This window comes from Siminovitchia terrae, assembly GCF_003605405.2.
In the GTDB taxonomy this organism is placed as follows: domain Bacteria; phylum Bacillota; class Bacilli; order Bacillales; family Bacillaceae_C; genus Siminovitchia; species Siminovitchia terrae.
The window spans coordinates 312798-337293 of the sequence record NZ_QYTW02000003.1 but is presented as its reverse complement, the minus strand read 5'-3'; the positions used below and the strand labels follow the sequence as shown (position 1 = coordinate 337293).

The window sequence follows — 24496 nt, the reverse complement described above, 5'->3', positions numbered from 1 at the left end:
CAATATTCAATAAGCTGAGTATTAAGAAGGAAAGACTGATCGGAGGATGACAATGGCAAATTGGACATTGATAGATAAACATGCCAGAGCATGGCTTCAAGAGGCCGGCAAAAGGATTGTCTCTTCTTTTGCAACTACACCAGAAATCATGACTAAAACAAATCCAAATGACCTAGTAACAAATATTGATCAGGAAACGGAACAATTTTTCACTGAAAAAATAAGGGAAACATTTCCTGATCACCATATACTAGGTGAAGAAGGCTTTGGAGATGAACCGACCGGATTATCCGGTATTATCTGGATTATAGATCCGATTGACGGCACTACTAATTTTGTTCACCAGCAGAGAAATTTCATGATTTCCATTGGGATTTATGAAAATGGAGAACCGGGACTGGGATTTGTATACGACGTTGTATATCAGGAACTTTATCATGCAAGAGCAGGCGAAGGCGCATATTGGAATGACAAGAAACTCCCGGCATTAGAAGAGCTTCCTGTAGAAAAAGCGTTAATCGGAATCAATTCAACGTGGCTTGTTTCCAATAGGCTGATTGACCCAAAAGAGACCCTAATACCACTTGTGAAAGATGTGAGGGGAACAAGATCGTACGGTTCTGCTGCACTTGAGTTTGTATTTGTTGCGACCGGAAGACTTGATGCCTACATAACAATGCGGCTTTCACCATGGGATTTTGCTGGAGGAAAAATCATAGTTGAGGAAGTTGGCGGGAAGGTAACAAATTTAAAAGGGGAGCCACTGAAAATGTTGGAAAGAAATCCGATAGTTGTGGCAAGGCCAGGGCTCCATGAAAAAATCATCCAAAAATATTTATCGAAAGGTTTATGAATGAAAAAACGGTCCAGATGTATACTGGACCGTTTCTGTATGATTCCAAAGTGGCGTGTAATCATAAAAGCAAGGGGTGTTTATAATTTGCCGGATTCCCTGTATTTCTTCTTTGTAGCAAAGCCATAGCCCATTACAGATATTAAAATGATCAAACAGACAATCATTCCAATTGTACTTCTTGCACCGAGGGAAAAGCCCATCCCTACGATGGAAAACGCCGCTAATATGGCTAAAAAAAGAAAATTAAACTTAATGCCATTCACGTTGTCCGCCCTCCTCATTCATTAATTGTACAAAAAAAATATCGGCTTGGCTACTATTGTGGTATAATTGCTAAGTTATATTTACATTCGTTTATTTCAGGCAGGAGGAACTACTTTGAATACAAGAAATGATATCAGAAATATTGCGATCATTGCCCACGTTGACCATGGAAAAACGACTTTGGTCGATCAGCTCCTCAAGCAATCCGGTACATTCCGGACAAATGAGCATGTTGAAGACCGGGTAATGGACTCCAATGATTTGGAACGTGAACGCGGTATTACGATTTTGGCGAAAAATACTGCCATTCAATATAAAGATACAAGAATTAATATCATGGACACACCGGGACATGCTGATTTTGGCGGAGAAGTAGAACGGATTTTAAAAATGGTAGACGGCGTATTACTTGTAGTAGATGCCTATGAAGGGTGTATGCCTCAAACTCGCTTTGTATTGAAAAAAGCCTTAGAACAAAACTTGACACCCATTGTTGTAGTCAACAAAATTGACCGTGACTTTGCGCGTCCGGAAGAAGTGGTGGATGAGGTCCTTGAGTTATTTATCGAACTTGATGCCAATGATGACCAATTGGAGTTTCCAGTCATTTTTGCTTCTGGGATAAATGGAACGGCTAGCACAGACCCAGGCCAACAGGATGAAAACATGGAAGTGCTGTATGAAACGATCTTAGAGCATATTCCTGCTCCAGTGGAAAACAGGGATGAACCTCTCCAGCTTCAGGTATCCCTTTTGGATTACGATAAATATGTTGGACGGGTAGGAATAGGTCGTATTTTCCGCGGTACAATCAAGGTTGGCCAGCAAGTTGCTCTGATGAAACAGGATGGGAGCGTGAAACAGTTTCGCGTAACTAAGCTGTTTGGTTTCTTTGGATTGAAGAGAATGGAAATTGAAGAGGCTTTTACAGGGGATATTGTTGCGGTGTCTGGTATGGAAGATATCAATGTTGGTGAAACACTATGTCCAATCGACCATCAGGACCCTCTTCCAATGCTGAAAATAGATGAGCCTACCCTTCAAATGACTTTCTTGGTCAACAATAGTCCGTTTGCGGGCAGGGAAGGGAAATTTGTTACAGCAAGGAAAATCGAAGAAAGAATTAAAACACAGCTTGAAACAGATGTTAGTCTTCGTGTCGAAGATACAGAGTCTCCGGATGCGTGGATTGTTTCAGGCAGGGGTGAGCTTCACCTGTCTATTTTAATTGAAAATATGCGCCGCGAAGGTTTTGAACTCCAGGTATCAAAACCTCAAGTCATTATCAAAGAGGTTGATGGCGTACTTTGCGAACCGATTGAGCATGTTCAAATTGATACTCCGGAGGAATACACTGGAGGCATTATTGAATCACTCGGCTCTCGTAAAGGTACGATGTTGGATATGATCAATAATGGAAAAGGACAGGTTCGTCTGATATTCCATGTTCCTGCAAGGGGATTGATCGGTTATACAACAGAGTTCATGTCATTGACAAGGGGCTACGGAATTTTGAACCATACCTTCGACAGCTATCAACCGATGGCTTCTGGACAAATCGGAGGAAGGCATCAAGGTGTCCTTGTTTCGATGGAAAGCGGAAAGGCAACGACATACGGTATCATGCATGTGGAAGAGCGTGGAACAATATTTGTTGAACCTGGTACGGAAATATATGAGGGAATGATTGTCGGCGAGCATTCGCGCGATAATGATCTGGCTGTTAATATTACAAAGACAAAACATGCAACGAATGTCAGATCTGCGACAAAGGACCAGACTTCAGTCATCAAACGGCCTAGGATCATGTCTTTGGAAGAATCCCTTGAATACCTAAATGATGATGAGTTATGTGAGGTAACTCCTGAGTCCATCCGTTTGCGTAAAACAATTTTGAACAAAAATGAACGGGAAAAGGCAGCTAAAAAGAAAAAATTTGCCTAAATTTGTTATAATGCCGCTTAAATATGGTATGCTTATGGAGGCTTCTTTTTGTAAAAAGAAGCCCCTTTCTAAAGACATGGGAGGTAGCCTGAATGAAATTCATTGGTAGTCTGTTTTTTGCCATTGGCATGACAAAGTCAGACCAAGATGCGATTGATAGCTTTTCTCCATTTTTTAAATTTTATTATCAGCAGACTCAAAGTCCCAAAGCGGCAAGTTGGCTCTTGTTTTTAACAATTTTGGTACTTTGTATCCTCGTTTATAAACTAGGATTTGCAAAGAAACTTCCATTGTTGAAGTCCGCTATTATTTATATCTTTCTGTTTATGGGGTGTACACTACTTACATTTCTTGGGATCTTTCTTCCGATTGTAGAAGGACTTGTCGTGGCTGCGCTCATATTAATCATTTATAAAATTAGACTGAACAAAGAGAAAAAAGCGGGTACATTTGATAATTAAAAAGACTTGAAGCATCGTTACAACGTTGCTTCAAGTCTTTTTTACTTTTTATTGGCGCTTATTGATTAATGCCCCCTTGTCACAATAGGCGAATCGACAGGGCATCGCTATTGAGCCAGCAGACGGAAAATGCGCTATCTTTCGTTTTTAAAAATCCTTTTCTTTCCCTTTAAAACTGTATAACTGAAACTGCCCGCTTGCATGACGTGCTTTCGTTTTTTCTTCAATTCTTTCATGGCATTCATCGCACATATAAGTATGAATCGGCCTATTTCTTAATTTCTTAGCAAGGGGCGTGTCATTTTCCAGTTCATGCTGTTTATCGCAAATGACGCATTGCACTTTCATTCTGGCCACCTCTGTAAAAGAATAATGTTCTTTTACAGAACATTATACCATGTAACCCCCTGGTTCTAACAATGATTATTTCCAGCCAGATTGGTCAAGCACCTATTTGTCTAAAATCATTCATTTGTTTGTTTTTTCTGTTCCTTTTCGATCTGTCTCGTATCGTGATTGTCCATTTCTCTATCTTGTTTTTGAGGTGCTTCCTGAGGGTTTTTATTATCTTCCTGAGGCGGCAGTTCAGGCATTAGTCTTCCTGTGATATCGGCCAGTTCATTGATGATCCCTTGGATGGGTCTGCCTTTGGACATGTCGTCTTTTATTTCTTTAAGTCTGGCATTGATGTCAGGATCGGCGACCACGACTGCTCCAGCACCCAAAGGATCATGTTTGATGCTTTCTGCTACTGAATATTTGATGGAACCCACTTTAGAACGATCCAAATCTTTATCTACATCTATCCCAATAATGGCGTAATCTCCTGCAACTACTGCAGTTGCATTTTTTACATGGGGGATATCGGAAGCCAGACCAGCTAAATAATTTGCCCGTTCCTCATCGCTGTTTCGAGTATTGTCCCGCTGGTATGTCTCAGTTCTTGTGTTTTGGAGTGAAGGATTCCCATTGTCTCTTTTTGCTTGGTTCGTCTGTCCACACGCTCCCAGTGTGAGAATGATGAAAATAAATGCTATTTTTTTCAATATGTTTTCCTCCTGTTATTTCTTCAGCTGTCATTATTTTTATATTGTGCAATAAGGCTTCTAAGTTTATGCACAAGTACATATATTTCAGACAAAGAGTTGTCCCTATATGGCACTTTCTAGTGGAACCGGCCGATCTATAGCATCATAAGATATTAAAAAGGAGCAGGAGGCATCAATTTGACGAAAATATACGTTTTAGATACGAATGTCTTGTTGCAAGACCCTAATGCCGTCTTTTCGTTCCAGGATAATGAAATTGTACTTCCAGCGGTTGTGCTGGAAGAGCTGGATTCAAAGAAGAGGTACATGAATGAGATCGGCAGGAATGCAAGACATGTTTCCAAATTGATAGACGGCTTCAGAAAGATCGGAAAACTCCATGAGAGGATAGCTTTGGTAAATGGAGGGACATTGCGGATTGAACTCAATCATCGATCATTCCATCAGCTTCAGGAGATTTTTTTAGAGAAGACGAACGATAATCGCATTTTGGCGGTGGCGAAAAACATAGCGATGGAAGAAGAGAAGAAAGAGGATGGGAAGCCCGTCATCATCGTCAGCAAAGATGCTTTATTAAGAGTCAAGGCAGATGCCCTGGGATTGCAGGCGGAAGATTTTCTCAGCGACCGCGTAGTAGAAGTCGATCATTTATATACCGGGTCCCAGGAAGTTTATGTGAATCTTGACTTGTTAAGGATTTTCTATGAAACCGGCCAAATTCCGAGTTTGGAAGTGGTGAATAGTAAGCCGCTGAACCCTAATCAATTTATTGTGATGAAGGATGAACTTGGCAGTTCTTCGTCAGGACTAGGGATTGTTGATGAGACAGGAACCTTGATTCGAAAACTGATCACTCATTTTGATTCTATCTGGGGAATTAAACCGAGAAATGTTCAGCAGACAATGGCAGTGGAGCTTCTTTTCCGTGAGGATATTCAACTTGTCACGATGATCGGCAAGGCGGGTACAGGGAAGACACTTTTGGCCTTAGCAGCCGGTCTGATGCAGACAGAAGATATGAAGAAATATAAAAAGCTGCTTGTCGCACGCCCAATCGTTCCCGTTGGAAAGGATATCGGATATTTGCCGGGAGAAAAGCAGGAGAAATTAAGGCCATGGATGCAGCCGATATATGATAACTTCGAATACTTATTCAATACAAAAAAACCTGGCGAACTGGACTCAATTTTAGCAGGGATGGGCTCTATCGAGGTTGAAGCATTGACATATATTAGAGGGCGCAGTATTCCAAAACAATTCATCATCATAGATGAGGCCCAAAACCTCACAAAGCACGAAGTAAAAACAATACTGACGAGAGTAGGGGAAGAAAGCAAAATTGTGCTGATGGGAGATCCACAGCAGATTGACCACCCTTACCTGGATGAATTCAATAATGGGTTGGTGTATGTATTGGAGAAATTCAAAGAGCAAAGTGTTGCAGGGCATATCAGGCTGATCAAAGGGGAGAGGTCTGATCTGGCTCAGCTTGCAGCGGATATTTTATAGAAAAGCACCAGTCATTCGCTTTTAAAACAAAAAACAGGCGGTTGAAGCGCCTGCTTTACATCTACTGCACACGAAACCCCTTCACATTTTTAATGGGGTTTTCCTTATTTGAGCCATCTGGATAAAGTATATGAACCGGTCCGTCTGTACTAAGGGGTTTTCCATTTTTGGAAAACGCCAATATCAATTCTTTGCCTTCATCGAGTGAGACTGAAAGTTCACCCGTTGATGTTTCAATAACAAGTTTGGAAGCTTCGGGCTCCGGCTCCGCATTTTCCAAGAAAGGTTTCAATATGATCCCAAATGAACCGGTTAATACCCTCACTTTTTCAAATTGGCGCTCCGACTTAAGTGTCGGAGGTGATACAGCGCCTTCTTTAATCACGCGGTCCCAGTGTTTGGAAGCCACTGTAAATTCTACCTCATCCGTATCCTTTTCACTTTTCTCTTCTGTAAAATATGTATTCAAATCAATTCGCCGGTCGTCAAAGATCCATACCCCGGCGTCCAATGTGATTGGAAATTTCACTTTCCCCTTAATGGGCATGATTGTATTCATACATACTACCTCCTTTTCCACTTCAGATAGTATAACTCTAAAAAAATGAAATGAAAAGTTAGAGAGATTTTATCATGAAACAGCGGTACGATAAGCGAGAGTACAGGCACCTTCCAATTGCAGAAGGACAAAAATAACGCCCAATCCCTTGCAATTTCATAATAATAGGGTTAAAATTTACAGATAGTATTGTCTATTTGTCCGGAGATAGGGGGATAAAATGTGGTGTCTGATATAAAGCTGAATCATCGGGAAAAAGCCTATGCTCTCTTGAAGGCAGACGCGGAAAAAATTTTGTGTTTGATTCAGGTGCAAATGGACAACTTAACAATGCCTCAATGTCCTTTATACGAGGAAGTTCTTGATACTCAAATGTTTGGCTTTTCTCGTGAGATAGATTTTGCCGTCCGACTTGGGCTGGTTGATGAGAAGGATGGGAGAGAGTTGATTTTTTCATTGGAAAGGAAGCTGTCTGCGCTTCACGAAGCATTTACTAAAAGTGAAAAATGAAAATGTGCAAGCTCTTTCGCCTCACCAAACAATAAAGCTCAAACAGTTCGTTCGTAATTGTTTGAGTTTTTTTATCTAATTGAATCACTGAATCCAACTCTATAGGCCGGGAGGCTTCATTTTTACAGGAAACTAGTAATCTGTTATTCCCTGCTTTATGAAATCTGACTGATAGATTGGATGAAAAGTAATGTTAAAAAAAATCTTGAAATCATATGATTACTCAATCATCGTTGTTTATTTGCTTCTTTGCTTTTTCGGATTAATCATGATTTATAGTGCGAGTATGGTGATGGCGGTTCAATATTATGATTATCCACCAGATTTCTTTTATCAAAAGCAAAAAATCAATCTGGCAGTAGGTTTTTTGTTTTTTTTATTTTTTGCTTTATTTCCATATAAAGCATACAGAAGTAAAAAGTTTCTAGTTTTTGTTACAGTAGCAGCAGTCATTGGACTTTTTGCCGTGGACATTTTCGGGCATGCAACGAATAATGCTCAAAGCTGGATTCAGGTGGGCACAAGGAAGATTCAACCTTCGGAATTTGCCAAGCTGAGCATCATTGTTTATTTATCCGCTGTGTATTCTAAGAAACAAACATACATAAACCAATTGGATAAAGGTGTTTTGCCACCATTGATGTTCCTTATTTTTGTTTGTTTCCTCATTGCGATGGAACCGGATAATGGAACAGCTCTCATCACCTTTCTAATCGGCGCGATGATCATTTTGTGCTCTGGGATGCGTTTGAAAACCATATTCAAGCTAGGATTGCTGGGTTTGCTTTTGGCTGCTGTTCTTGCACCTTTTGTGATTTTAAAATCCGATAAGATATTTACTGAGACTCGACTCGGGAGAATCTATGGATTCTTGGATCCGTTCGGAACAGGCCAAAATGAAGGGTTTCAATTGGTAAATTCATATTTGGCTATTGGTTCAGGAGGATTGAAAGGTCTTGGATTAGGGCAGAGCGTCCAGAAACTTGGCTATTTGCCGGAAGCCCATACAGATTTTATTATGGCAGTCATTGCTGAGGAGCTGGGGGTTTTCGGAGTTGCATTTGTACTGGGAGGTCTTGGCTACATTGTTTTGCGAGGAATTTATATCAGTACAAGGAGCCGCGACCCATTTGGAAGCATGCTTGCGATTGGAATATCAGGAATGATTGGAATACAAGCGTTTATTAATTTGGGAGGTATGTCGGGGATTATCCCGATTACAGGTGTACCTTTGCCATTTATCAGCTATGGTGGTTCCTCCATCCTTGTCCTTTCGATAGCGATGGGGATTCTAGCCAATGTTTCCATGTTCAATCGATATGAGGAAAAATTCAAAACTAAAAATACTGTTCCTGTTCCCCGGACTGACAGCATTCAGGAAAACAGCCAAGATAAACGTCCATGGGTGAACCTTAAATAGACAGATAGCTAGATGTTTATGAAGGGGAGAGCTTATATGACAAAGATTAACAAAGTACTAGTTGCTAACCGTGGAGAGATTGCCATCCGTGTGTTTCGGGCCTGCACAGAGCTCGGAATCCGCACGGTCGCAATCTATTCTCGCGAAGACTCGGGGTCCTATCACCGCTATAAAGCGGATGAGGCCTATCTGGTTGGAGAAGGAAAAAAGCCGATCGATGCTTATTTAGATATCGAAGGCATTATTGAAATTGCTAAACGTTCCGAGGCAGATGCCATCCATCCAGGCTATGGATTTCTGTCCGAAAACATTGAGCTGGCTAAACGCTGCGCCGAAGAGGGAATCACTTTTATCGGTCCGGCCATACAGCATTTGGATATGTTTGGTGATAAGGTTAAAGCGAAACATCAGGCAGTGCTTGCTGGTATTCCGGCAGTCCCAGGCAGTGATGGTCCAGTTGAGAGCTTGGAAGAGGCTGCTGCTTTTGGAAATGATTACGGTTACCCGATTATGGTGAAAGCATCCCTTGGCGGTGGTGGACGCGGCATGCGCATTGTCCGAAGCAAAGGGGAATTGAAGGAAGCGTACGAACGTGCAAAGTCAGAAGCGAAGGCGGCTTTTGGTGATGACGAGGTCTACGTGGAGAAGTTCATTGAAAATCCTAAGCATATTGAAGTACAGATACTGGGAGATGCCCAAGGAAATATTGTCCATCTATTTGAACGTGATTGCTCTGTCCAAAGGCGCCACCAGAAAGTAGTGGAGACTGCACCATGCGTGTCTCTCAGTGAAGAAATGCGGGGAAGAATTTGCGGGGCGGCTGTACAGCTTATGAAAAATGTGGGGTACCTTAATGCTGGAACGGTAGAATTCCTTGTAGAGGGCGACCAGTTTTATTTCATTGAGGTAAATCCGAGAATTCAGGTTGAACACACGATCACGGAAATGATCACAGGCATTGACATTGTACAGTCACAGATTTTGATTGCCGAGGGGCACCCGCTTCATGGGGATTCCGTTCAGATTCCGAAACAGAAAGATATTATGATGAACGGATATGCCATCCAAGCGAGAGTGACGACAGAAGATCCTTTAAATGATTTTATGCCGGATACAGGAAAAATCATGGCTTTCCGTACAGGCGGAGGATTTGGTGTTCGGATGGATGCCGGGAACGGTTTCCAGGGGGCTGTTATCACGCCTTATTATGATTCTTTGCTGATGAAGCTGTCCACTCAAGCGCTGAATTTTGAACAAGCCGCGGCCAAAATGGTCAGAAATCTGAAGGAATTCAGGATTCGCGGAATTAAAACAAATATCCCATTTTTAATTAATGTCATGCAACACGAGCGATTCATTACAGGTGAGTATGATACGTCCTTTCTGGACAGTGCTCCAGAGTTGTTCTCTTTCCCTGAGAGCAAGGACCGCGGTACAAAAATGCTTACCTACATCGGGACGGTTACGGTCAACGGATTCCCGGGTATTGAAAAAACGAAAAAGCCGATTGAACCTGACCCGAGAGTTCCTTCTATTCCAGTGGATGAAACCGTTTCACAGGGGACCAAACAGATTCTGGATGAGCAGGGAGCCGAAGGCTTGATTGAGTGGGTTAAAAACCAGGAAGAAGTCCTGATTACGGACACCACGTTCCGTGATGCACATCAATCGTTGCTTGCAACCCGTATCCGCACCCGCGATCTCGTTCAGGTGGCTGAACCAACATCACATCTTCTCCCAGAGCTCTTTTCTATGGAGATGTGGGGAGGGGCGACCTTTGACGTTGCCTACCGATTCCTGAAGGAAGATCCATGGGACCGGCTTTCCAAACTGCGGGAAAAAATGCCGAACATTTTGTTCCAGATGCTGTTCAGGGGATCGAACGCCGTTGGCTACAAAAACTATCCGGATAATGTCATCAAGGCTTTCGTCCGAGAATCGGCAAACGCAGGTATTGATGTATTCCGAATCTTTGATAGTTTGAATTGGGTTAAGGGAATGGAAGTGGCGATTGATTCGGTTCGCCAGTCAGGCAAGATTGCTGAAGCCGCTATCTGCTATACAGGGGATATCAATGATGCTGAAAGACCGAAATACCATATCGATTATTACAAATCTATGGCTAGGGAGCTGGAGGCGTTAGGAGCGCATATGCTGGCGATCAAGGATATGGCTGGCCTGTTGAAGCCGGAGGCCGCCTATCGGCTGATTTCCGAACTGAAGGAGACGGTCGATCTGCCGATCCACCTGCATATGCATGACACTAGCGGAAATGGTATTCTTACTTATACGAAAGCGATTGAAGCAGGTGTGGATATCATCGATACAGCACTTGGCTCAATGGCTGGTTTGACTTCCCAGCCGAGTTTGAATACGCTGTATTATGCGCTTGAAGGAACGGAAAAGGCGATTAATATCGAAATTGATTCCCTTGAGAAGTTATCCTATTACTGGGAGGATGTCCGAAAGTACTACCACGATTTTGAAAGCGGTATGCTTGCTCCGCATACTGAAGTATACAAGCATGAAATGCCCGGAGGACAGTACAGCAATCTTCAACAGCAGGCAAAAGCTGTGGGGCTGGGGGGCCGCTGGGATGAGGTCAAGGATATGTACAGCCGGGTCAATCGGATGTTTGGAGACATTGTCAAAGTGACACCTTCATCCAAAGTAGTCGGAGACATGGCGTTATTTATGGTCCAAAACGATTTAGACGAAGAATCTGTGCTGGAAAGGGGACAGTCCATCGACTTTCCGGATTCAGTGGTGGAACTATTTGAAGGCTATTTGGGCCAGTCACACGGTGGTTTCCCGGAAGAACTGCAACGGGTCATCCTGAAAAAACGCGAGCCTATAACTGTAAGACCGGGTGAGCTGCTTGAAGACGTGGATTTTGACCAGCTTCAAGAAGAATTGGCGGAAGAAATGGGACCGGATGTTTCACAAAAGGATGTGATCGCCTATGCCCTTTATCCGAAGGTATTCCTTGAGTATATTGCGACACTGAACCAATTTGGAGACATTTCAGTACTTGATACCCCGACATTTGTCCATGGTATGAGGCTGGGTGAAGAAATCGAGGTGGAAATCGAGACAGGCAAGACGTTGATTGTAAAGCTTGTCTCTATTGGACAACCGCAGCCTGACGGTACGCGGGTAGTCTATTTTGAATTGAATGGGCAGCCGAGGGAAGTTGTCATCAAAGATGAGAACATCAAGTCAACCGTGGTGCTGAAACAGAAAGCGGATCCGAAAAATCAGGCACATATCGGAGCTACAATGCCGGGAACGGTACTGAAGGTCCTTGTTGAAAAAGGGGAGAAGGTTCAAAAAGGGGACCACCTCGTACTCACCGAAGCGATGAAGATGGAGACAACAGTCCAGGCTCCGTTTTCGGGAATCGTCAAAGATATCTTCGTACAGTCAGGAGACGCTATCCAGCCTGGTGACTTATTGATAGAAGTGGAGAAATAAAGGATACAAAAAATCTTGCGCAGTTAAATTGCGCAAGATTTTTTATTGTGTAATCATATTTGGCGACTTTTGCGACTCTATGTCAGTTTTAGCATTTCCTTTTTCATCCGTTTGAGAAACAGGGGAGAATTCCATTCCGCCTCTGGTGATTAACATGATAAAGTAGCTTAATAAGCCAAAGAGACAAGTGATAAAAAGTGCATGTGCTAGTGCAACATAAATATTTAGGCTTGTAAATACTACTATAGCTCCGGCAGCAACTTGCAATGTCACAAGAATGAAAGCGATGATCCATCCTTTGACCACAATCTTTTGGTCTTTATAGTTTTTGATTGCCATCCATGTAATATAGCCAATCCATAAAAATATGAGACCGGCCATGAAACGATGCCCCATTTGTATCCACTCATACATATTAGTTGGCAGAGAGAAAGGCGTGCTGTTTAAACAGAAAGGCCAATCTTTACAGACAAGGCTTGCTTCCGTATGGCGGACAAGGGCTCCTGTGTACACAACAATATAGGAATAAACTGTAACTCCAATCGTATGATATTTCATTTTTTTATCCAGCCTGATCTTTGATGTATCAAGCTTTTTATCGACTTCAAAAATTAAAAGTGTCAATAAAAATACCGAGGCAAAGGATATAAGCGAGATTCCGAAATGAAGTGCTAGCACGAAGCTTGACTGACCCCACACAACTGCTGCTGCTCCAATTAAAGCCTGCAAAATAAGAAAGAAAACTGAAAGGATGGCAAGGGCTTTTGTTTCCCTTTTGTGCCCAATTGTTTTCCATGCCCAAATTGAAAGGATCAGAACGAGCAAAGCAGCACTTCCGGAAACGATCCGGTGAGCCAGCTCAATGATAAGTTCAGCAGTAATTTCGGTTGGTATTAGTTGCCCGTTACACAGCGGCCATGATTTTCCGCAGCCCATGCCGGAATCGGTCTTTGTAACCAAAGCACCACCCAGAAGGACAAAAATCATCACAACCGTTGTAAGTACAGCAAACCATTTTAATTTCCGGTGCAAAATTTCACCCACTTATCTTTATTAAATTTTATTGGAATGATTAATTTCAACTTTGATACTACATAAACGGATTCAAAAATACAACCGACAAATTTGTTAACACGACCAAAAAAGGTATAAACTTGAAAAATACGATAAATTTTGATAGTAATGGTATGAGCGATTGGTGAATTTTTGGTTATATATATTCTTTTTGGGCGACACATTTTGGACAAAATAATGGCTGAATGCAATGTGAAAAACGTTGGATTATATGATTAAATATATTGTTGAAGGCCTTCGTTCATAATCCTGTTCAACCTGCACTCGGCTTTTCAACATCTGTATGCTACAATATTGAGTGCAGGAGTCTAGGCATGCTTTCAAGTAAAAGTTGAAAAAACAGGAAAATAAGTGAACAAATACTGAAACATCGTACATAATACAGGAAAGTTGTCTCAAGATGGCCTATAGTAAGAATTATATGTAAATATGTTTTGGGAAAGGAGACGAGTGGAAAAGATATGGAAAACAGTCGCCACATATCTGAAGTGGAAGCCTCTCCTTCGACGGCTTGGTCGGACTTTATGGCCTTGATCAAAATTGGAATTGTCAACTCCAACCTGATACCTGTTTTTGCGGGGCTATGGCTTGCACTCATATATAATGGACAGCATTTCCTCCAATCCTTGGACACTGTTATTTTCACGTTGCTTGGGTCTGCCTTCATTATGGCCGGATCATGTGCTTTCAATAATTATATCGATCGAGACATTGATCCAATTATGGAAAGAACAAAATCGAGGCCGACGGTTACAGGCCGGATCAGTGGAGGGAAAGTACTTACAGTTGGATTTACTTTCGTGATATTGGGCTTAATTCTCATTTTTCTTACCAATGCAACAGCCGGCTTCATCGGTATTGTCGGGGTGTTTAGCTATGTAGTGATTTACAGCATGTGGGCTAAGCGGAAGCTTGTAAGCAATACGGTCATTGGAAGCTTGTCCGGAGCGGTTCCTCCGCTGATTGGATGGGCGGCAATCGATCCGAGTCTGCCAACGATGGCATGGATGCTGTTCCTGATCATGTTCATATGGCAGCCGCCTCACTTTTATGCATTGGCCATGAGGAGAACTGAGGAATACAGGGCAGCAGGTATACCTATGCTGCCTGTCGTGAAAGGTTTTGCAGCTACAAAACGCAGCATTGTTATGTGGGTGGCTTTGTTGTTGCCGATTCCATTTTTTATGACAGCACTGGGAATACCATTTGTTATATTAGCCACGCTATTAAACGTTGGCTGGCTTGTGATGGGAATTGCTGGTTATAGGATGAAAAATGATATAAAATGGGCAACGCTCATGTTTGTCTATTCATTAAACTATTTGACCATTATTTTTACTGCAATGGTAATTTTCGCAGTTATTTAAATTCCCTCAGCAGAAAGTCTCCCACTTCTGTAAGTGGTGAGATGAATGCCTATTGGTATTCCATTCAGTGGGGGTTCAAACCCCTGCTGAATAAAGTTAAAGCCTCCGGCGGATGCCTCAGATTTTCAGAGGGAATTTATCGAGCGGAGCTCGATAAAATCTGGGCGCAAATACGCTAAGGCGCATTTGATTTTGGGAATTCTTTCTTTTTTAAAGAAATCCACATAGAATGACCCGGTCCTTGCAACCACTAAGATATTTTACGAAAGAGGGGTTTGATTGAATTATGAAACTATGGCTGCAAAAGTGGCGTCTATTATCAGTTTTTGCGATATTAGCGCTCGTGCTTTCAGGCTGCGGCGAGCCTTTTCTATCCGGGCTGGTTCCCGCAGGAGAAGTTGGAAAACAGCAGTATGATCTCATTCTTCTTAGTTTAGGGATCATGGCTCTGGTAATCGTTGTTGTAGTAATTATCTTTACTTTTGCCATCATTAAATTCCGACGTAAAGATGAAAAAATTCCGAAACAGGTAGAAGGCAGCCACACGCTGGAAATTGTATGGACTGTTATTCCGATCATCTTGCTTCTAATCCTTGCAGTACCTACAGTTGCTGTTACTTTCAGCCAAGGTGATGTTTCTGCAATTGATAAAAAAGATGCAGATGGAAACCGAGAAGCTCTTGTTGTAAACGTCAATGCACACTTATACTGGTGGGAATTTGAGTATCCGGATCTTGGAATTGTAACGAGCCAGGACCTTGTCATTCCGACAGATGAAAAAGTCTACTTCCAGGTAACAAGTAAAGACGTAAAACACTCATTCTGGATTCCGCCATTAGGTGGGAAGCTGGACACTAACCCGGATAACGTCAATAAGTTCTGGTTGATTGCCGATAGTGACAAAGCTGAAGAAGCAGGCAATCTCTTCTATGGTAAATGTGCCGAGCTATGCGGACCTTCCCATGCTTTGATGGACTTCAAAGTAAAAGCATTACCACAGAAGGATTTTGAAAACTGGGTTGCAGACATGCAAAATACAAAAGAGCCTGTAGAACCAACTACAGATCTTGCAAAACAAGGTGAAGAAATCTTCAACCAAAGCTGTATTACATGTCACGCGGTAACACCAGAGGCAAAACCAAGTGGGGAACTTGCTCCAAACCTTGCTGGGTTTGCTGATCGTGAAAAAGTTGCAGGGATTCTCGATCACAATGAGAAAGAATTGAAGAAATGGATTAAAGATCCTGAAAAAATTAAACCGGGCAACAAAATGACAGGTACGTATCCAGAAATGTCTGATCAGGAATTGGATGCTTTGGCTGCGTATTTGATGGAATTAAAGGTTCAAAAATAAGTAACGTATAACAAAGGGAGGTTTAATTGTGAGTACTATTGCTCAAAAAAGAAGTTTCGGAGCCGCTGTATGGGACTACTTAACAACTGTGGACCATAAAAAAGTGGGTATCTTATACTTCGCCGCAGGGTTCTTCTTCTTTCTCCTAGGCGGAATCGAAGCTATGATTATACGTATCCAGCTCGCAGTGCCTAACAATGACTTTGTTAGTGCTGGTACGTTTAATGAAATGATGACGATGCATGGAACAACTATGATTTTCTTTGCCGCCATGCCGATTTTGGTAGGTTTTATGAATGCGATTATGCCTCTCCAAATTGGAGCGCGGGACGTTGCTTTCCCGTTTTTGAACGCTCTGGGCCTTTGGCTTTTCGTCTTTGGTGGCTTGTTGGTGAACGTATCCTGGTTTGTTGGAGGCGGCGCACCTGATGCAGGGTGGACTTCCTACGCATCACTTGCGATGAATTCAACCACCCATGGTGTTGACTTCTATGCTACCGGAATTCAAATCTCCGGATTTGGTACACTCATGGGGGGAATCAACTTCCTCGTTACAATCATCAACATGCGTGCACCTGGAATGACTTATATGAGAATGCCTATGTTCACTTGGACAACATTCATTACATCGGCACTTATTTTGTTTGCATTCCCTCCACTTACTGTTGCGTTGTTCCTTTTGACTTTTGATAGAATGTTCGGAGCGAACTTCTTCAACGTGGCAGCTGGAGGAAACACAATCATCTGGGAACACTTCTTCTGGATTTTTGGGCACCCGGAAGTATATATTTTGATCTTGCCTGCATTTGGAATTTTCTCTGAAATCATCTCGACTTTTTCAAGAAAGAGATTGTTTGGATATTCCTCAATGGTTTTTGCTACTGTATTGATCGGATTCCTTGGTTTCATGGTGTGGGCTCACCACATGTTTACAGTAGGACTTGGTAATATCGCTAATGCAATTTTTGCGGTTGCAACAATGGCAATTGCCGTACCAACGGGAATTAAAATATTTAACTGGCTCTTGACGATGTGGGGCGGAAGCATTAAATTTACTACTCCAATGCTTTGGGCGGCCGCTTTTGTTCCTTCATTCGTTATGGGTGGTGTAACTGGTATCATGCAGGCTGTTGCACCTGCCGACTATCAGTACCATGACACATACTTTATCGTTGCTCACTTCCACTATGTAATTGTTGGTGGGGTAGTATTCGGTATCTTTGCAGCCGTTCATTTCTATTGGCCAAAACTGTTCGGAAGAATGTTGAACGAAACATTGGGTAAAATTACTTGGGTATTGTTTGTCATTGGCTTCCATTTGACATTCTTTATTCAACACTTCCTAGGTTTGATGGGAATGCCGCGAAGAGTATTTACCTTCCTTGATGGTCAAGGATTGACTTCAGGTAACATGATCAGCTCCATTGGAGCATTAACAATGGCTGTTGCGGTTATTGTTCTTCTAATTAACGTAGTAATTACTACTGTTAAAGGAGAAGCTGTAGCCAACGACCCATGGGGAGATGGACGTTCGATCGAATGGGCTATCCCTTCACCGCCGCCATTTTACAATTTTAAACAGCTTCCGCTTGTTCGCGGTCTTGATGCTTTCTGGTTGGAAAAAATGGAAGGCAGAACTGAGATGACACCGGCTGAGCCTATCGGTGAGATTCACATGCCAAACGGATCATTTATTCCTTTCATGATGTCATTCGGTTTCTTTGTTGCATCATTCGGAGCAATTTATAACCAAGAGCATGCGTGGGGAATTCCCGTTTTGATTATTGGATTAGTCATCGCTTTCGGTTCTATGCTTGTCCGCTCCTTGAAAGATGACCACGGCTATCATATACCTAAGTCAGAATTGATGGATGATAGTGAGAAAGGAGTTAAGGCATAATGGCAGTTGAACAGCAATTTACTCCGGAAACATGGCCGGAGACACCGGAGAGAGCCACTCTGGAAGGAAAAAATAAATTCTTGGGTCTCTGGTTTTTCCTTGGAGGCGAAACTGTTCTCTTCGCCTCTTTCTTTGCCACATATTTGGCCCTAAAGGATAAAGTTCCAAACAGTGACAGCCTGACTTCAACAGATGTTTTCGGTCTGCCGCTGGCATTTGCCATGACGATGCTTTTATTGACAAGCTCAGTCACAAGCGTGTATGCGATCTACCATTTGAGGAACTTTAATTATAAAAAGATGCAATTGTGGTTTATCATTACGTGTTTGCTAGGGCTGGGATTCTTTGCTCTGGAAATTTATGAGTTTCATCACTACACGACAGAATTGGGATTTGGTTTTAAAAGCAGTGCATTCAGCTCGGCCTTCTATACACTTGTTGGCTTCCACGGCGGGCACGTAGTGTTCGGACTTGGATGGATTATTGCATTGCTTGTACGTAACGCAAAACGAGGACTAAGTCTTTATAATGCGCCTAAATTCTACTTGGCAAGTATCTACTGGCACTTTATCGACGTAGTCTGGGTATTTATCTTCACTGTCGTTTACTTAATGGGAATGGTGGGATAACGTATGGAAGATCAATACTTAAATTCAGGAAATCCACGTGTTGATTATGAATACCGTCGCAGAAGAAACAAGGAACACATGCGTCATCAAGTAATCTCATTTGCCATCTCGATCTTTTTGACATTGGTGGCATTTGGCGCAGTAGCAGCTGGATTTGATAAATGGTTTGTCATTCCGTTTATCCTTTTACTCGCATTAGTGCAGGTAATCTTCCAATTATATTACTTTATGCATATGAGCGAGAAGGGGCATGAAGCAGTCCAGTTGTTTATATATGGAGGAGTCATTATCGGTTTCGTTACCCTTTTGGCCTTCTTGACCATCGTTTGGTGGTAAGCAGATTTTGAGCCAGTCGAATTTTCGACTGGCTTTTCTAATTGTCTCATTTCATCGCTCAACACCTAGCAGCCTTCCTGCTCAACATCGTCTTTGACGTACAGCAAGTACTAGTGCAAGCGAAGCGACAGGACGTCGCGTTCTTAGCCTGCCAACGCCAGCCCCTCGAGGTCATAGGCCAATTCCCTGTGGTGGCTGAGGAACGCCTCCTCGGGAATTTTCTTATGTTTGTCGGGGCTAAGCAAGGCGTTTTCGCATTTCATTCCAGTCTGTACGCCGATGACCAGGCGCTATCGTTTTTCTCATTGTCTAGCTACCGCACCTATCGCCTAGCAGACTTCGCGCCTCCTCCTACGATAAGTCAACATCGATTCGCCTTTGGCTCACCGTGTTTCCTTTATCTCGTCGGAGTCACTCCAGTCTGTACGTCGATGATCAGGCGCTATCGCTTTTCTTTCAATGTTCATCAACTTGTCATGTCGAAACGTTGAAGTGTGAGAAGCCGCTAAGTATAATGGAATGTAGAAGAAATTGTAGACCATAAAAGAGGTGAAGGCGAGTGCCTTTAAGTATATTTGGTTTTCGTGCACTTTGGAGTCCTTATTTTCTGATGTTCATTTTAGTTTTGGTTGCCGTCTACTTTTATCTGACGGTCAAGAAACGTCATCTGTTTAAAGACAGTGAACCCTTGAAAAAGAGCCAGGCTGCTTTATTCCTGATCAGCATGTTGCTGCTTTATATCATTAAAGGGTCGCCTGTTGATTTGATGGCACATATCATGTTTACTTTTCACATGGTCCAAATGGCTTTTCTTTATTTGGTTATACCCCCGTTGTTTATTTCGGGTGTACCAAACTGGATATGGAAACATGTCATTGAGTTGCCTTCCTTCAACGGGATCTTTCGTTTCTTTACAAAGCCATTGATTGCACTTGTTATGTTTAATGGTTTATTTTCCGTTTACCATATTCCAATGGTAATGGACTATGTCAAAATGAATATGTTCCTTCATGCTTTATACACGGTTGTATTATTTGTTTTTGCCCTTTTCCTTTGGTGGCCCCTTGTCAATAAGCTACCAGGGCATTATCAGTTGCATGGCTTGAAGAAAGTTGGCTATATTCTTGGAGATGGTGTACTTTTGACCCCAGCATGTGGGCTGATTATTTTTGCACCAGAAGCTATGTATGCAACATACACCGATGGCGAAATGTGGATGAAGGCAATGGAACTTTGCGTGCCAGGTGCGACACTCGCGGGCTTAAACATTAGTGGTCCAGAGTTATTTACTAATATGCCTGCCAGGGAAGACCAGCAGCTTGGTGGAGTTTTGATGAAAATCATTCAGGAGATTGTGCTGGCTACCATTCTGTCGAAAGTCTTTTTTGAGTGGTATAAGAAAGAGTCGACTGGGGTTGACCCTGTTGATGAGAGTCTCATTCAACACGACCCTCGTCCTGCGGATTAAAAAAGGGCTGATGGCCTTTTTTTAAATAGGAAATGGCTATGAAATTACACTGTGTATTCAAATGATTATGTTAGGTGTCCAGCAGATCCTAGTGATGGTGACTTACCGGGAGTATTGGTGTTAGAGAAGAAATAGGATGTTACTCCAGCACCTGCAGAGTTCACAGGGCGTGGCGCTTTAAGTCGGCAGGAGCATCAGGAAAGGGTCAAGCTAAATGGCTTGACTGTGGTTGCTTTTGCCCCTTATCAAATTTCGTCGTGTGCTTGTCGTCTAAAGCCGCGTGTCTTGCGCTTTTTTTAGAAAATAGACAAGGAAGGAAATGGAAGTAGATGTCAGTTCCAATCTTACCAACAATTAGTACGGCATGTATTGTTATCAGTTCTGTGCTTGTGGCTATCGGTTGGGGAAAAATTAGAAAACGCCAGATTGAAAGCCATAAAAAAATAATGATTGCCGCAGCTGTTTTTGCCGTAATCTTTTTTATCATCTATTCAAGCAGGACGGTTTTCATAGGAAATACATCTTTTGGAGGACCGGAGAATTTAAAGCTTTTTTACACTATCTTTTTATTTTTTCATATCACATTGGCGACAGTTGGCGCCGTTCTTGGAATCATTTCGATATGGTCGGGATTAAAAGACAGGTTGAATATTCATCGGAAACTGGGACCTGTTACAAGTATAGTGTGGTTAGGTACAGGAATTACAGGTGTCTTAGTTTATCTATTCCTGTATATAATCTATGAGGGTGGAGAAACGACATCCCTGATTAAAGCAATCCTGGGTGGTTAAAAAGCATGCATGGTCAGAGTGCCATGCATGCTTTTTAAATTTTAAAATTCAACTTTATGATTCCCGCTTCTTTTGCAGCTTTAAAAATAATCAGCAGCAGCGGCCCTATGATGATCCCAAGTATGCCAAGTATTTTAAGACCCAAATACATGGCGATTAATGTAGCAAGTGGTGAAAGACCCATATGGACGCCCATTACTTTTGGTTCTACGGTGCGCCTGATTATCAACAGAACAACTGCCAATATCGCAAGCTTCATCCCCAAAACAATATTCCCTGACAATAGGTGATATAGAGACCAGGGGCCAAGCACAATGATTGAGCCAATAATAGGGATAAGATCAATGATCCACACTACAAGGGACATGATGATGGCGACCTTGGGAGATATCATTAACAATCCGATAAGGCACACTGCAAATATGATTAAGCTCACAAGGAACTGGGCTTTGAAAAAACCAATCACGAAATTGGAAATCTGGCTTGTCATGAATTTTACCTTTTTGGAAGTTTCGTCCGTTAAGTGCCTGTAAATGCCGTTTTGGATTTTGGGCAGGTCCAGCATAAATAAAAATAAAGCAATTAAATATACAAGAAAGCTAACAAGGAAATTCGGTATGTAGGATATAACGGCGCTAATATTCTCTATATTTAAATTTTTGCGAATGCTGATCATCATCGTATTTAAAAATTCGGTGACTTCCTCTGTAATGGAATGTACTACCTCTTCAGGCAAACTTTGAGCCGTATTCTTTAATTGTTTCTCATAATTACTCCACGTCTCAGAAATATGATTGACATATTGAGGAAAATCCTCAACTAATTTAACTGATTGTCCTGCGACCTTAGTAGTAATAAAGAAAATGCAGGATCCCAAAATGATTGTAAATACGGTAAAAACGATCATGACGACAAAATGTCTTTTTAAAGAAGTTTTTAATTGCAGGAGTTTGACTAGTGGGTCCAGAATAAGTGCGGTGATTAATGCAGCAACTAACGGAATGGATACGGGCATAATAAAATAGAAAGCCAGTGCAATAAGAATAATAAAGATTCCAACGGTCACATACTTTCTTTTTACCCCAAACAAACCTCTCCTCCTTTACAATGGATATATTACATTATAGTATGGGAAGTCAAGTTTTTAGTATATATATACAAAAAAGAACACGGTTATTTTCCGTGTTCTTGATGGTGTTATTCTGCAAATACTTCAATGTCTTTCTTAATTGCTTCTAAAATTTGATTGCACTGTTTTACAAGCTGAGCAGGGAAAACTTCGTCTTCTCCGTATTCCACACCATGAGGATAATAATGCTTGCCAAGCAGCGGATTCATGAGTTGAATCAATGCTTTGCCGCTTCCTACATCTCCTTCAAGTGCATATCCAGAAATACGCAAGTAATATGTACCTTCTTGAATAACAAATTTATGGTCGTATGTAACCCTTTCATAGTCCCACTGACCTGCACGCACCATGCGGTTTTTGCTCATTACTTCATCAAGCCGATTTAAATCGATTTTAAACGATTCTAATTCGATGTTTTCAAACTTCATATTAAAATTCCCTCCTAATAATTCAGGCCGCTAATACTACCCCATATTTTATAATAGTCGAAAAAACCCCTTCTTGCAACGAAATCACATATTATTTGCCTGCTTGCGGAGAGTTGATTTTGAGGAAGTATAATTTGTCCAATAATGGTGACTATAGGGAAGGTATGAAATGAAATTTTTTAAGGAGGCACAGGAAATGAGTCATATTAGTGATATTATGACAAGGGATGTCGAAACATGTTCATTGAAAGATAATATTTATGACGTAGCTGTGAAAATGAAAGATTTGAATGTCGGTGTCATACCCATTGTGGAAGATAAAAGGTTGATGGGGATTATTACAGACAGGGATATTGTACTCCGCTGTATTGCTGAAAAACAGCCCCCATCCTCCAAGGTGGAAGAGGTCATGAGCGAAAATCTATATACGGTGTCTCCTAATACGACAACACAGGAAGCCGCACGGTTAATGGCAAAGGAACAGATTCGTCGCTTGCCAGTTGTCGAAAATGGGGAATTGGTGGGAATTGTTGCACTTGGGGATTTGGCTGTCAGGGATTTAACCGATAACCAGGCAAAAGGTGCATTGTCGGAAATCTCGGAAGACGATGGTGAGCAGGCGATACACTAGGAATATGTTGCAGGCGAAAGAAAACGATTCGTTTTTCTTTCGCCTCATTTTTTGTTTTTTCTAAAAAGGCAAGTTATGGTTTGCCCAACATATTCAAAATAAGCCAATCGCTTCCTAGACTGCCTTTTTCTAAGCTTTTTCTATATGTTCAGACGGCAGGAAATGGTATAATGTTACCTAAATAATGAGAGCCATTGAGAGAAGGGGTAAAACTGCGTAACTTATTCCGAATCCTGATTTTTACAGCCGCATTACTTGTAATTAGCTTTTATATATATTCCCCTGAAGAAACGGGCCCCATAAAAGATGATACTTATTCACTACCTCCTAAACATGACAATGATGAAGCGATTCCGCATATCACAATGACTGATTCAGACAAGCAGCCCGCTGAAGGTCTCGGTTCTTTAATTGGAAGGCCGCAGGCTGAGTTAATTGAAGGTTTCGGAGAGCCTGATCGGAAGGAGCCTTCTTCCTATGAATATGAATGGTGGATTTATAATAATGAACTTGATTCATATATGCAGGTAGGCATCCAAGATAGCAAAGTTGTCACCATATATGCCGTTGGGAGCCAGTTGAATATCACTCCGTTTAAAATCGATCAACCTGTTGAGGATATCTATCGATCAACTGTGCTTGAGACTGAGATTGTTGTGAATGCCCACGAGGGAAATTATCGATTCGAATTGACAGAAGAGGATTTAAATATCCGACCACTCATCCAGCTTGGAGACATATTTGCTCAACTCTCCATTGATAAATTTACCGGGACACTATTTAGTGTCAGGTTTCTGGATCAGAAGACACTTATCAGCCAGCGGCCATATGAATTGATTTACAGCGGTGATTTGATTGATATGGAGGACCCGGATGAGGATAAATGGGAAGCAATCGAAAGAGGAAGTGAACAGCAGATCTTTGATCTGACGAATACCTTTCGTACGCGCTTTGATATCCCAGAGCTCAAATGGGATGATGAAATTGCAGAAGTGGCGTATGGGCATAGTAAGGATATGAGAGAAAACGACTATTTTGCACATGATTCACCGACTTTTGGTGACCTTGCAAAACGGCTAAAGGAAGGAAAGGTCTCATTTCAAACTGCCGGCGAAAATATTGCGGCCGATTATATTGACGGGCCTGCTGCTATGGAAGGCTGGGTTAATTCGGAGAATCACCGCAAAGCACTTTTGGATGAAGACTTTACTTTAATCGGTGTTGGGGTATTTAAGAAGAATTATACTCAGAACTTTGTCAAGCATTCTGAAATGTGAAGTGTTCCCGTTTTGACATGAACAATCATCCTCCATTGTCATAATATAAATGGAGGATAAATTGAG

General features: G+C 41.9%; 24 protein-coding genes. 17 read left to right on the top strand and 7 right to left on the bottom strand.

Features of this window, described 5'->3' with window-relative positions; genetic code table 11:
- Positions 1–52 precede the first annotated feature (52 nt).
- On the top strand, positions 53–853 hold the full coding sequence (locus tag D5F11_RS05975) for an inositol monophosphatase family protein (RefSeq protein ID WP_120115294.1): 801 nt from the start codon (positions 53–55) through the stop codon (positions 851–853).
- 80 nt (positions 854–933) lie between these two features.
- Here the strand turns inward: D5F11_RS05975 and D5F11_RS05970 are convergent, their stop codons facing one another.
- Positions 934–1119, bottom strand: coding sequence for a YlaF family protein (locus D5F11_RS05970; protein WP_120115293.1), 186 nt, complete (start codon positions 1117–1119; stop codon positions 934–936).
- 115 nt (positions 1120–1234) lie between these two features.
- On the opposite strand from D5F11_RS05970, the gene typA reads away from it, so the two are divergent.
- Together typA and D5F11_RS05960 are read left to right on the top strand one after the other, a co-directional pair.
- Positions 1235–3064 (top strand): translational GTPase TypA, encoded by a 1830-nt coding sequence (gene typA / locus D5F11_RS05965; protein ID WP_120115292.1) that lies wholly within the window; start codon positions 1235–1237, stop codon positions 3062–3064.
- A gap of 128 nt (positions 3065–3192) precedes the next feature.
- Positions 3193–3525 carry a YlaH-like family protein gene (locus D5F11_RS05960; RefSeq protein WP_120115324.1) on the top strand — a complete coding sequence of 111 codons (333 nt, stop codon included), beginning with the start codon at positions 3193–3195 and terminating at the stop codon, positions 3523–3525.
- A 147-nt stretch (positions 3526–3672) separates the two neighbouring features.
- Here D5F11_RS05960 and D5F11_RS05955 read toward each other — a convergent pair whose 3' ends face one another.
- Both D5F11_RS05955 and D5F11_RS05950 read right to left on the bottom strand, forming a co-directional pair.
- A complete protein-coding gene (locus D5F11_RS05955) occupies positions 3673–3873 on the bottom strand; it encodes a YlaI family protein (RefSeq protein WP_120115291.1) in 201 nt (66 codons plus the stop codon).
- A 116-nt stretch (positions 3874–3989) separates the two neighbouring features.
- On the bottom strand, positions 3990–4571 hold the full coding sequence (locus D5F11_RS05950) for a YhcN/YlaJ family sporulation lipoprotein (RefSeq protein ID WP_120115290.1): 582 nt from the start codon (positions 4569–4571) through the stop codon (positions 3990–3992).
- 180 nt (positions 4572–4751) lie between these two features.
- Here D5F11_RS05950 and D5F11_RS05945 point away from each other — a divergent pair, with 180 nt between their 5' ends.
- Positions 4752–6083, top strand: coding sequence for a PhoH family protein (locus D5F11_RS05945; protein WP_120115289.1), 1332 nt, complete (start codon positions 4752–4754; stop codon positions 6081–6083).
- 61 nt (positions 6084–6144) lie between these two features.
- Here D5F11_RS05945 and D5F11_RS05940 read toward each other — a convergent pair whose 3' ends face one another.
- Positions 6145–6642, bottom strand: coding sequence for a molybdopterin-binding protein (locus D5F11_RS05940; protein WP_120115288.1), 498 nt, complete (start codon positions 6640–6642; stop codon positions 6145–6147).
- A gap of 222 nt (positions 6643–6864) precedes the next feature.
- Here D5F11_RS05940 and D5F11_RS05935 point away from each other — a divergent pair, with 222 nt between their 5' ends.
- The 3 genes from D5F11_RS05935 (at position 6865) to pyc (ending at position 12046) form a co-directional block, all read left to right on the top strand.
- Entirely contained in the window at positions 6865–7152 is a 288-nt protein-coding gene (locus D5F11_RS05935; RefSeq protein ID WP_120115287.1) for an Fpa/YlaN family protein, read from the top strand.
- Between the two features lie 190 nt (positions 7153–7342).
- Positions 7343–8572: an FtsW/RodA/SpoVE family cell cycle protein gene (locus D5F11_RS05930; protein WP_120115286.1), complete on the top strand. Its 1230-nt coding sequence runs from the start codon at positions 7343–7345 to the stop codon at positions 8570–8572.
- Positions 8573–8608: 36 nt separating this feature from the next.
- Positions 8609–12046 carry a pyruvate carboxylase gene (pyc, locus tag D5F11_RS05925; protein WP_185830523.1) on the top strand — a complete coding sequence of 1146 codons (3438 nt, stop codon included), beginning with the start codon at positions 8609–8611 and terminating at the stop codon, positions 12044–12046.
- A gap of 42 nt (positions 12047–12088) precedes the next feature.
- Here pyc and D5F11_RS05920 read toward each other — a convergent pair whose 3' ends face one another.
- Complete coding sequence (locus D5F11_RS05920) at positions 12089–13078, bottom strand: COX15/CtaA family protein (protein ID WP_120115284.1); 990 nt, start codon at positions 13076–13078, stop codon at positions 12089–12091.
- A 503-nt stretch (positions 13079–13581) separates the two neighbouring features.
- Here D5F11_RS05920 and cyoE point away from each other — a divergent pair.
- From cyoE to D5F11_RS05885, 8 genes are all read left to right on the top strand, one after another.
- On the top strand, positions 13582–14487 hold the full coding sequence (gene cyoE, locus D5F11_RS05915; RefSeq protein ID WP_120115283.1) for a heme o synthase: 906 nt from the start codon (positions 13582–13584) through the stop codon (positions 14485–14487).
- A 41-nt stretch (positions 14488–14528) separates the two neighbouring features.
- Positions 14529–14666, top strand: a complete 138-nt coding sequence (locus D5F11_RS26020; RefSeq protein ID WP_185830522.1) for a hypothetical protein — start codon at positions 14529–14531, stop codon at positions 14664–14666.
- Between the two features lie 107 nt (positions 14667–14773).
- Positions 14774–15841: a cytochrome c oxidase subunit II gene (gene coxB, locus D5F11_RS05910; RefSeq protein ID WP_120115282.1), complete on the top strand. Its 1068-nt coding sequence runs from the start codon at positions 14774–14776 to the stop codon at positions 15839–15841.
- A 28-nt stretch (positions 15842–15869) separates the two neighbouring features.
- Entirely contained in the window at positions 15870–17741 is a 1872-nt protein-coding gene (gene ctaD, locus D5F11_RS05905) for a cytochrome c oxidase subunit I (RefSeq protein ID WP_120115281.1), read from the top strand.
- Positions 17741–18370: a cytochrome c oxidase subunit 3 gene (locus D5F11_RS05900; protein WP_120115280.1), complete on the top strand. Its 630-nt coding sequence runs from the start codon at positions 17741–17743 to the stop codon at positions 18368–18370. Before ctaD ends, D5F11_RS05900 begins: the two co-directional genes overlap by 1 nt.
- A gap of 3 nt (positions 18371–18373) precedes the next feature.
- Positions 18374–18706 (top strand): cytochrome c oxidase subunit IVB, encoded by a 333-nt coding sequence (gene ctaF, locus D5F11_RS05895; protein WP_120115279.1) that lies wholly within the window; start codon positions 18374–18376, stop codon positions 18704–18706.
- Positions 18707–19265: 559 nt separating this feature from the next.
- Positions 19266–20174 carry a cytochrome c oxidase assembly factor CtaG gene (gene ctaG / locus D5F11_RS05890; protein WP_120115278.1) on the top strand — a complete coding sequence of 303 codons (909 nt, stop codon included), beginning with the start codon at positions 19266–19268 and terminating at the stop codon, positions 20172–20174.
- Between the two features lie 329 nt (positions 20175–20503).
- Positions 20504–20965 carry a DUF420 domain-containing protein gene (locus D5F11_RS05885; protein WP_120115277.1) on the top strand — a complete coding sequence of 154 codons (462 nt, stop codon included), beginning with the start codon at positions 20504–20506 and terminating at the stop codon, positions 20963–20965.
- Between the two features lie 34 nt (positions 20966–20999).
- On the opposite strand, the gene ytvI is transcribed toward D5F11_RS05885, so the two are convergent.
- Positions 21000–22055, bottom strand: coding sequence for a sporulation integral membrane protein YtvI (gene ytvI, locus D5F11_RS05880; RefSeq protein ID WP_120115276.1), 1056 nt, complete (start codon positions 22053–22055; stop codon positions 21000–21002).
- Positions 22056–22162: 107 nt separating this feature from the next.
- A complete protein-coding gene (locus tag D5F11_RS05875) occupies positions 22163–22522 on the bottom strand; it encodes a YugN family protein (protein WP_120115275.1) in 360 nt (119 codons plus the stop codon).
- Between the two features lie 196 nt (positions 22523–22718).
- Here D5F11_RS05875 and D5F11_RS05870 point away from each other — a divergent pair, with 196 nt between their 5' ends.
- The gene (locus D5F11_RS05870; protein ID WP_120115274.1) at positions 22719–23153 is read left to right on the top strand and encodes a CBS domain-containing protein; all 435 of its coding nucleotides are present in this window, start codon (positions 22719–22721) and stop codon (positions 23151–23153) included.
- 194 nt (positions 23154–23347) lie between these two features.
- Positions 23348–24430, top strand: coding sequence for a CAP domain-containing protein (locus D5F11_RS05865; protein WP_245998091.1), 1083 nt, complete (start codon positions 23348–23350; stop codon positions 24428–24430).
- The last annotated feature ends 66 nt before the right edge of the window (positions 24431–24496 follow it).

What these genes read in the sequence shown, in the direction of transcription:
- D5F11_RS05900 (WP_120115280.1), top strand. Translation starts at nt 17,741, where the DNA reads ATGGCAGTTGAACAGCAATTTACTCCGGAAACATGGCCGGAGACACCG.
- D5F11_RS05940 (WP_120115288.1), bottom strand. Translation starts at nt 6,642, where the DNA reads ATGAATACAATCATGCCCATTAAGGGGAAAGTGAAATTTCCAATCACA.
- D5F11_RS05885 (WP_120115277.1), top strand. Translation starts at nt 20,504, where the DNA reads ATGTCAGTTCCAATCTTACCAACAATTAGTACGGCATGTATTGTTATC.
- D5F11_RS05875 (WP_120115275.1), bottom strand. Translation starts at nt 22,522, where the DNA reads ATGAAGTTTGAAAACATCGAATTAGAATCGTTTAAAATCGATTTAAAT.
- cyoE (WP_120115283.1), top strand. Translation starts at nt 13,582, where the DNA reads ATGGAAAACAGTCGCCACATATCTGAAGTGGAAGCCTCTCCTTCGACG.
- D5F11_RS26020 (WP_185830522.1), top strand. Translation starts at nt 14,529, where the DNA reads ATGAATGCCTATTGGTATTCCATTCAGTGGGGGTTCAAACCCCTGCTG.
- D5F11_RS05960 (WP_120115324.1), top strand. Translation starts at nt 3,193, where the DNA reads ATGACAAAGTCAGACCAAGATGCGATTGATAGCTTTTCTCCATTTTTT.
- D5F11_RS05975 (WP_120115294.1), top strand. Translation starts at nt 53, where the DNA reads ATGGCAAATTGGACATTGATAGATAAACATGCCAGAGCATGGCTTCAA.
- ctaF (WP_120115279.1), top strand. Translation starts at nt 18,374, where the DNA reads ATGGAAGATCAATACTTAAATTCAGGAAATCCACGTGTTGATTATGAA.
- pyc (WP_185830523.1), top strand. Translation starts at nt 8,609, where the DNA reads ATGACAAAGATTAACAAAGTACTAGTTGCTAACCGTGGAGAGATTGCC.
- coxB (WP_120115282.1), top strand. Translation starts at nt 14,774, where the DNA reads ATGAAACTATGGCTGCAAAAGTGGCGTCTATTATCAGTTTTTGCGATA.
- D5F11_RS05870 (WP_120115274.1), top strand. Translation starts at nt 22,719, where the DNA reads ATGAGTCATATTAGTGATATTATGACAAGGGATGTCGAAACATGTTCA.
- D5F11_RS05955 (WP_120115291.1), bottom strand. Translation starts at nt 3,873, where the DNA reads ATGAAAGTGCAATGCGTCATTTGCGATAAACAGCATGAACTGGAAAAT.
- D5F11_RS05930 (WP_120115286.1), top strand. Translation starts at nt 7,343, where the DNA reads ATGTTAAAAAAAATCTTGAAATCATATGATTACTCAATCATCGTTGTT.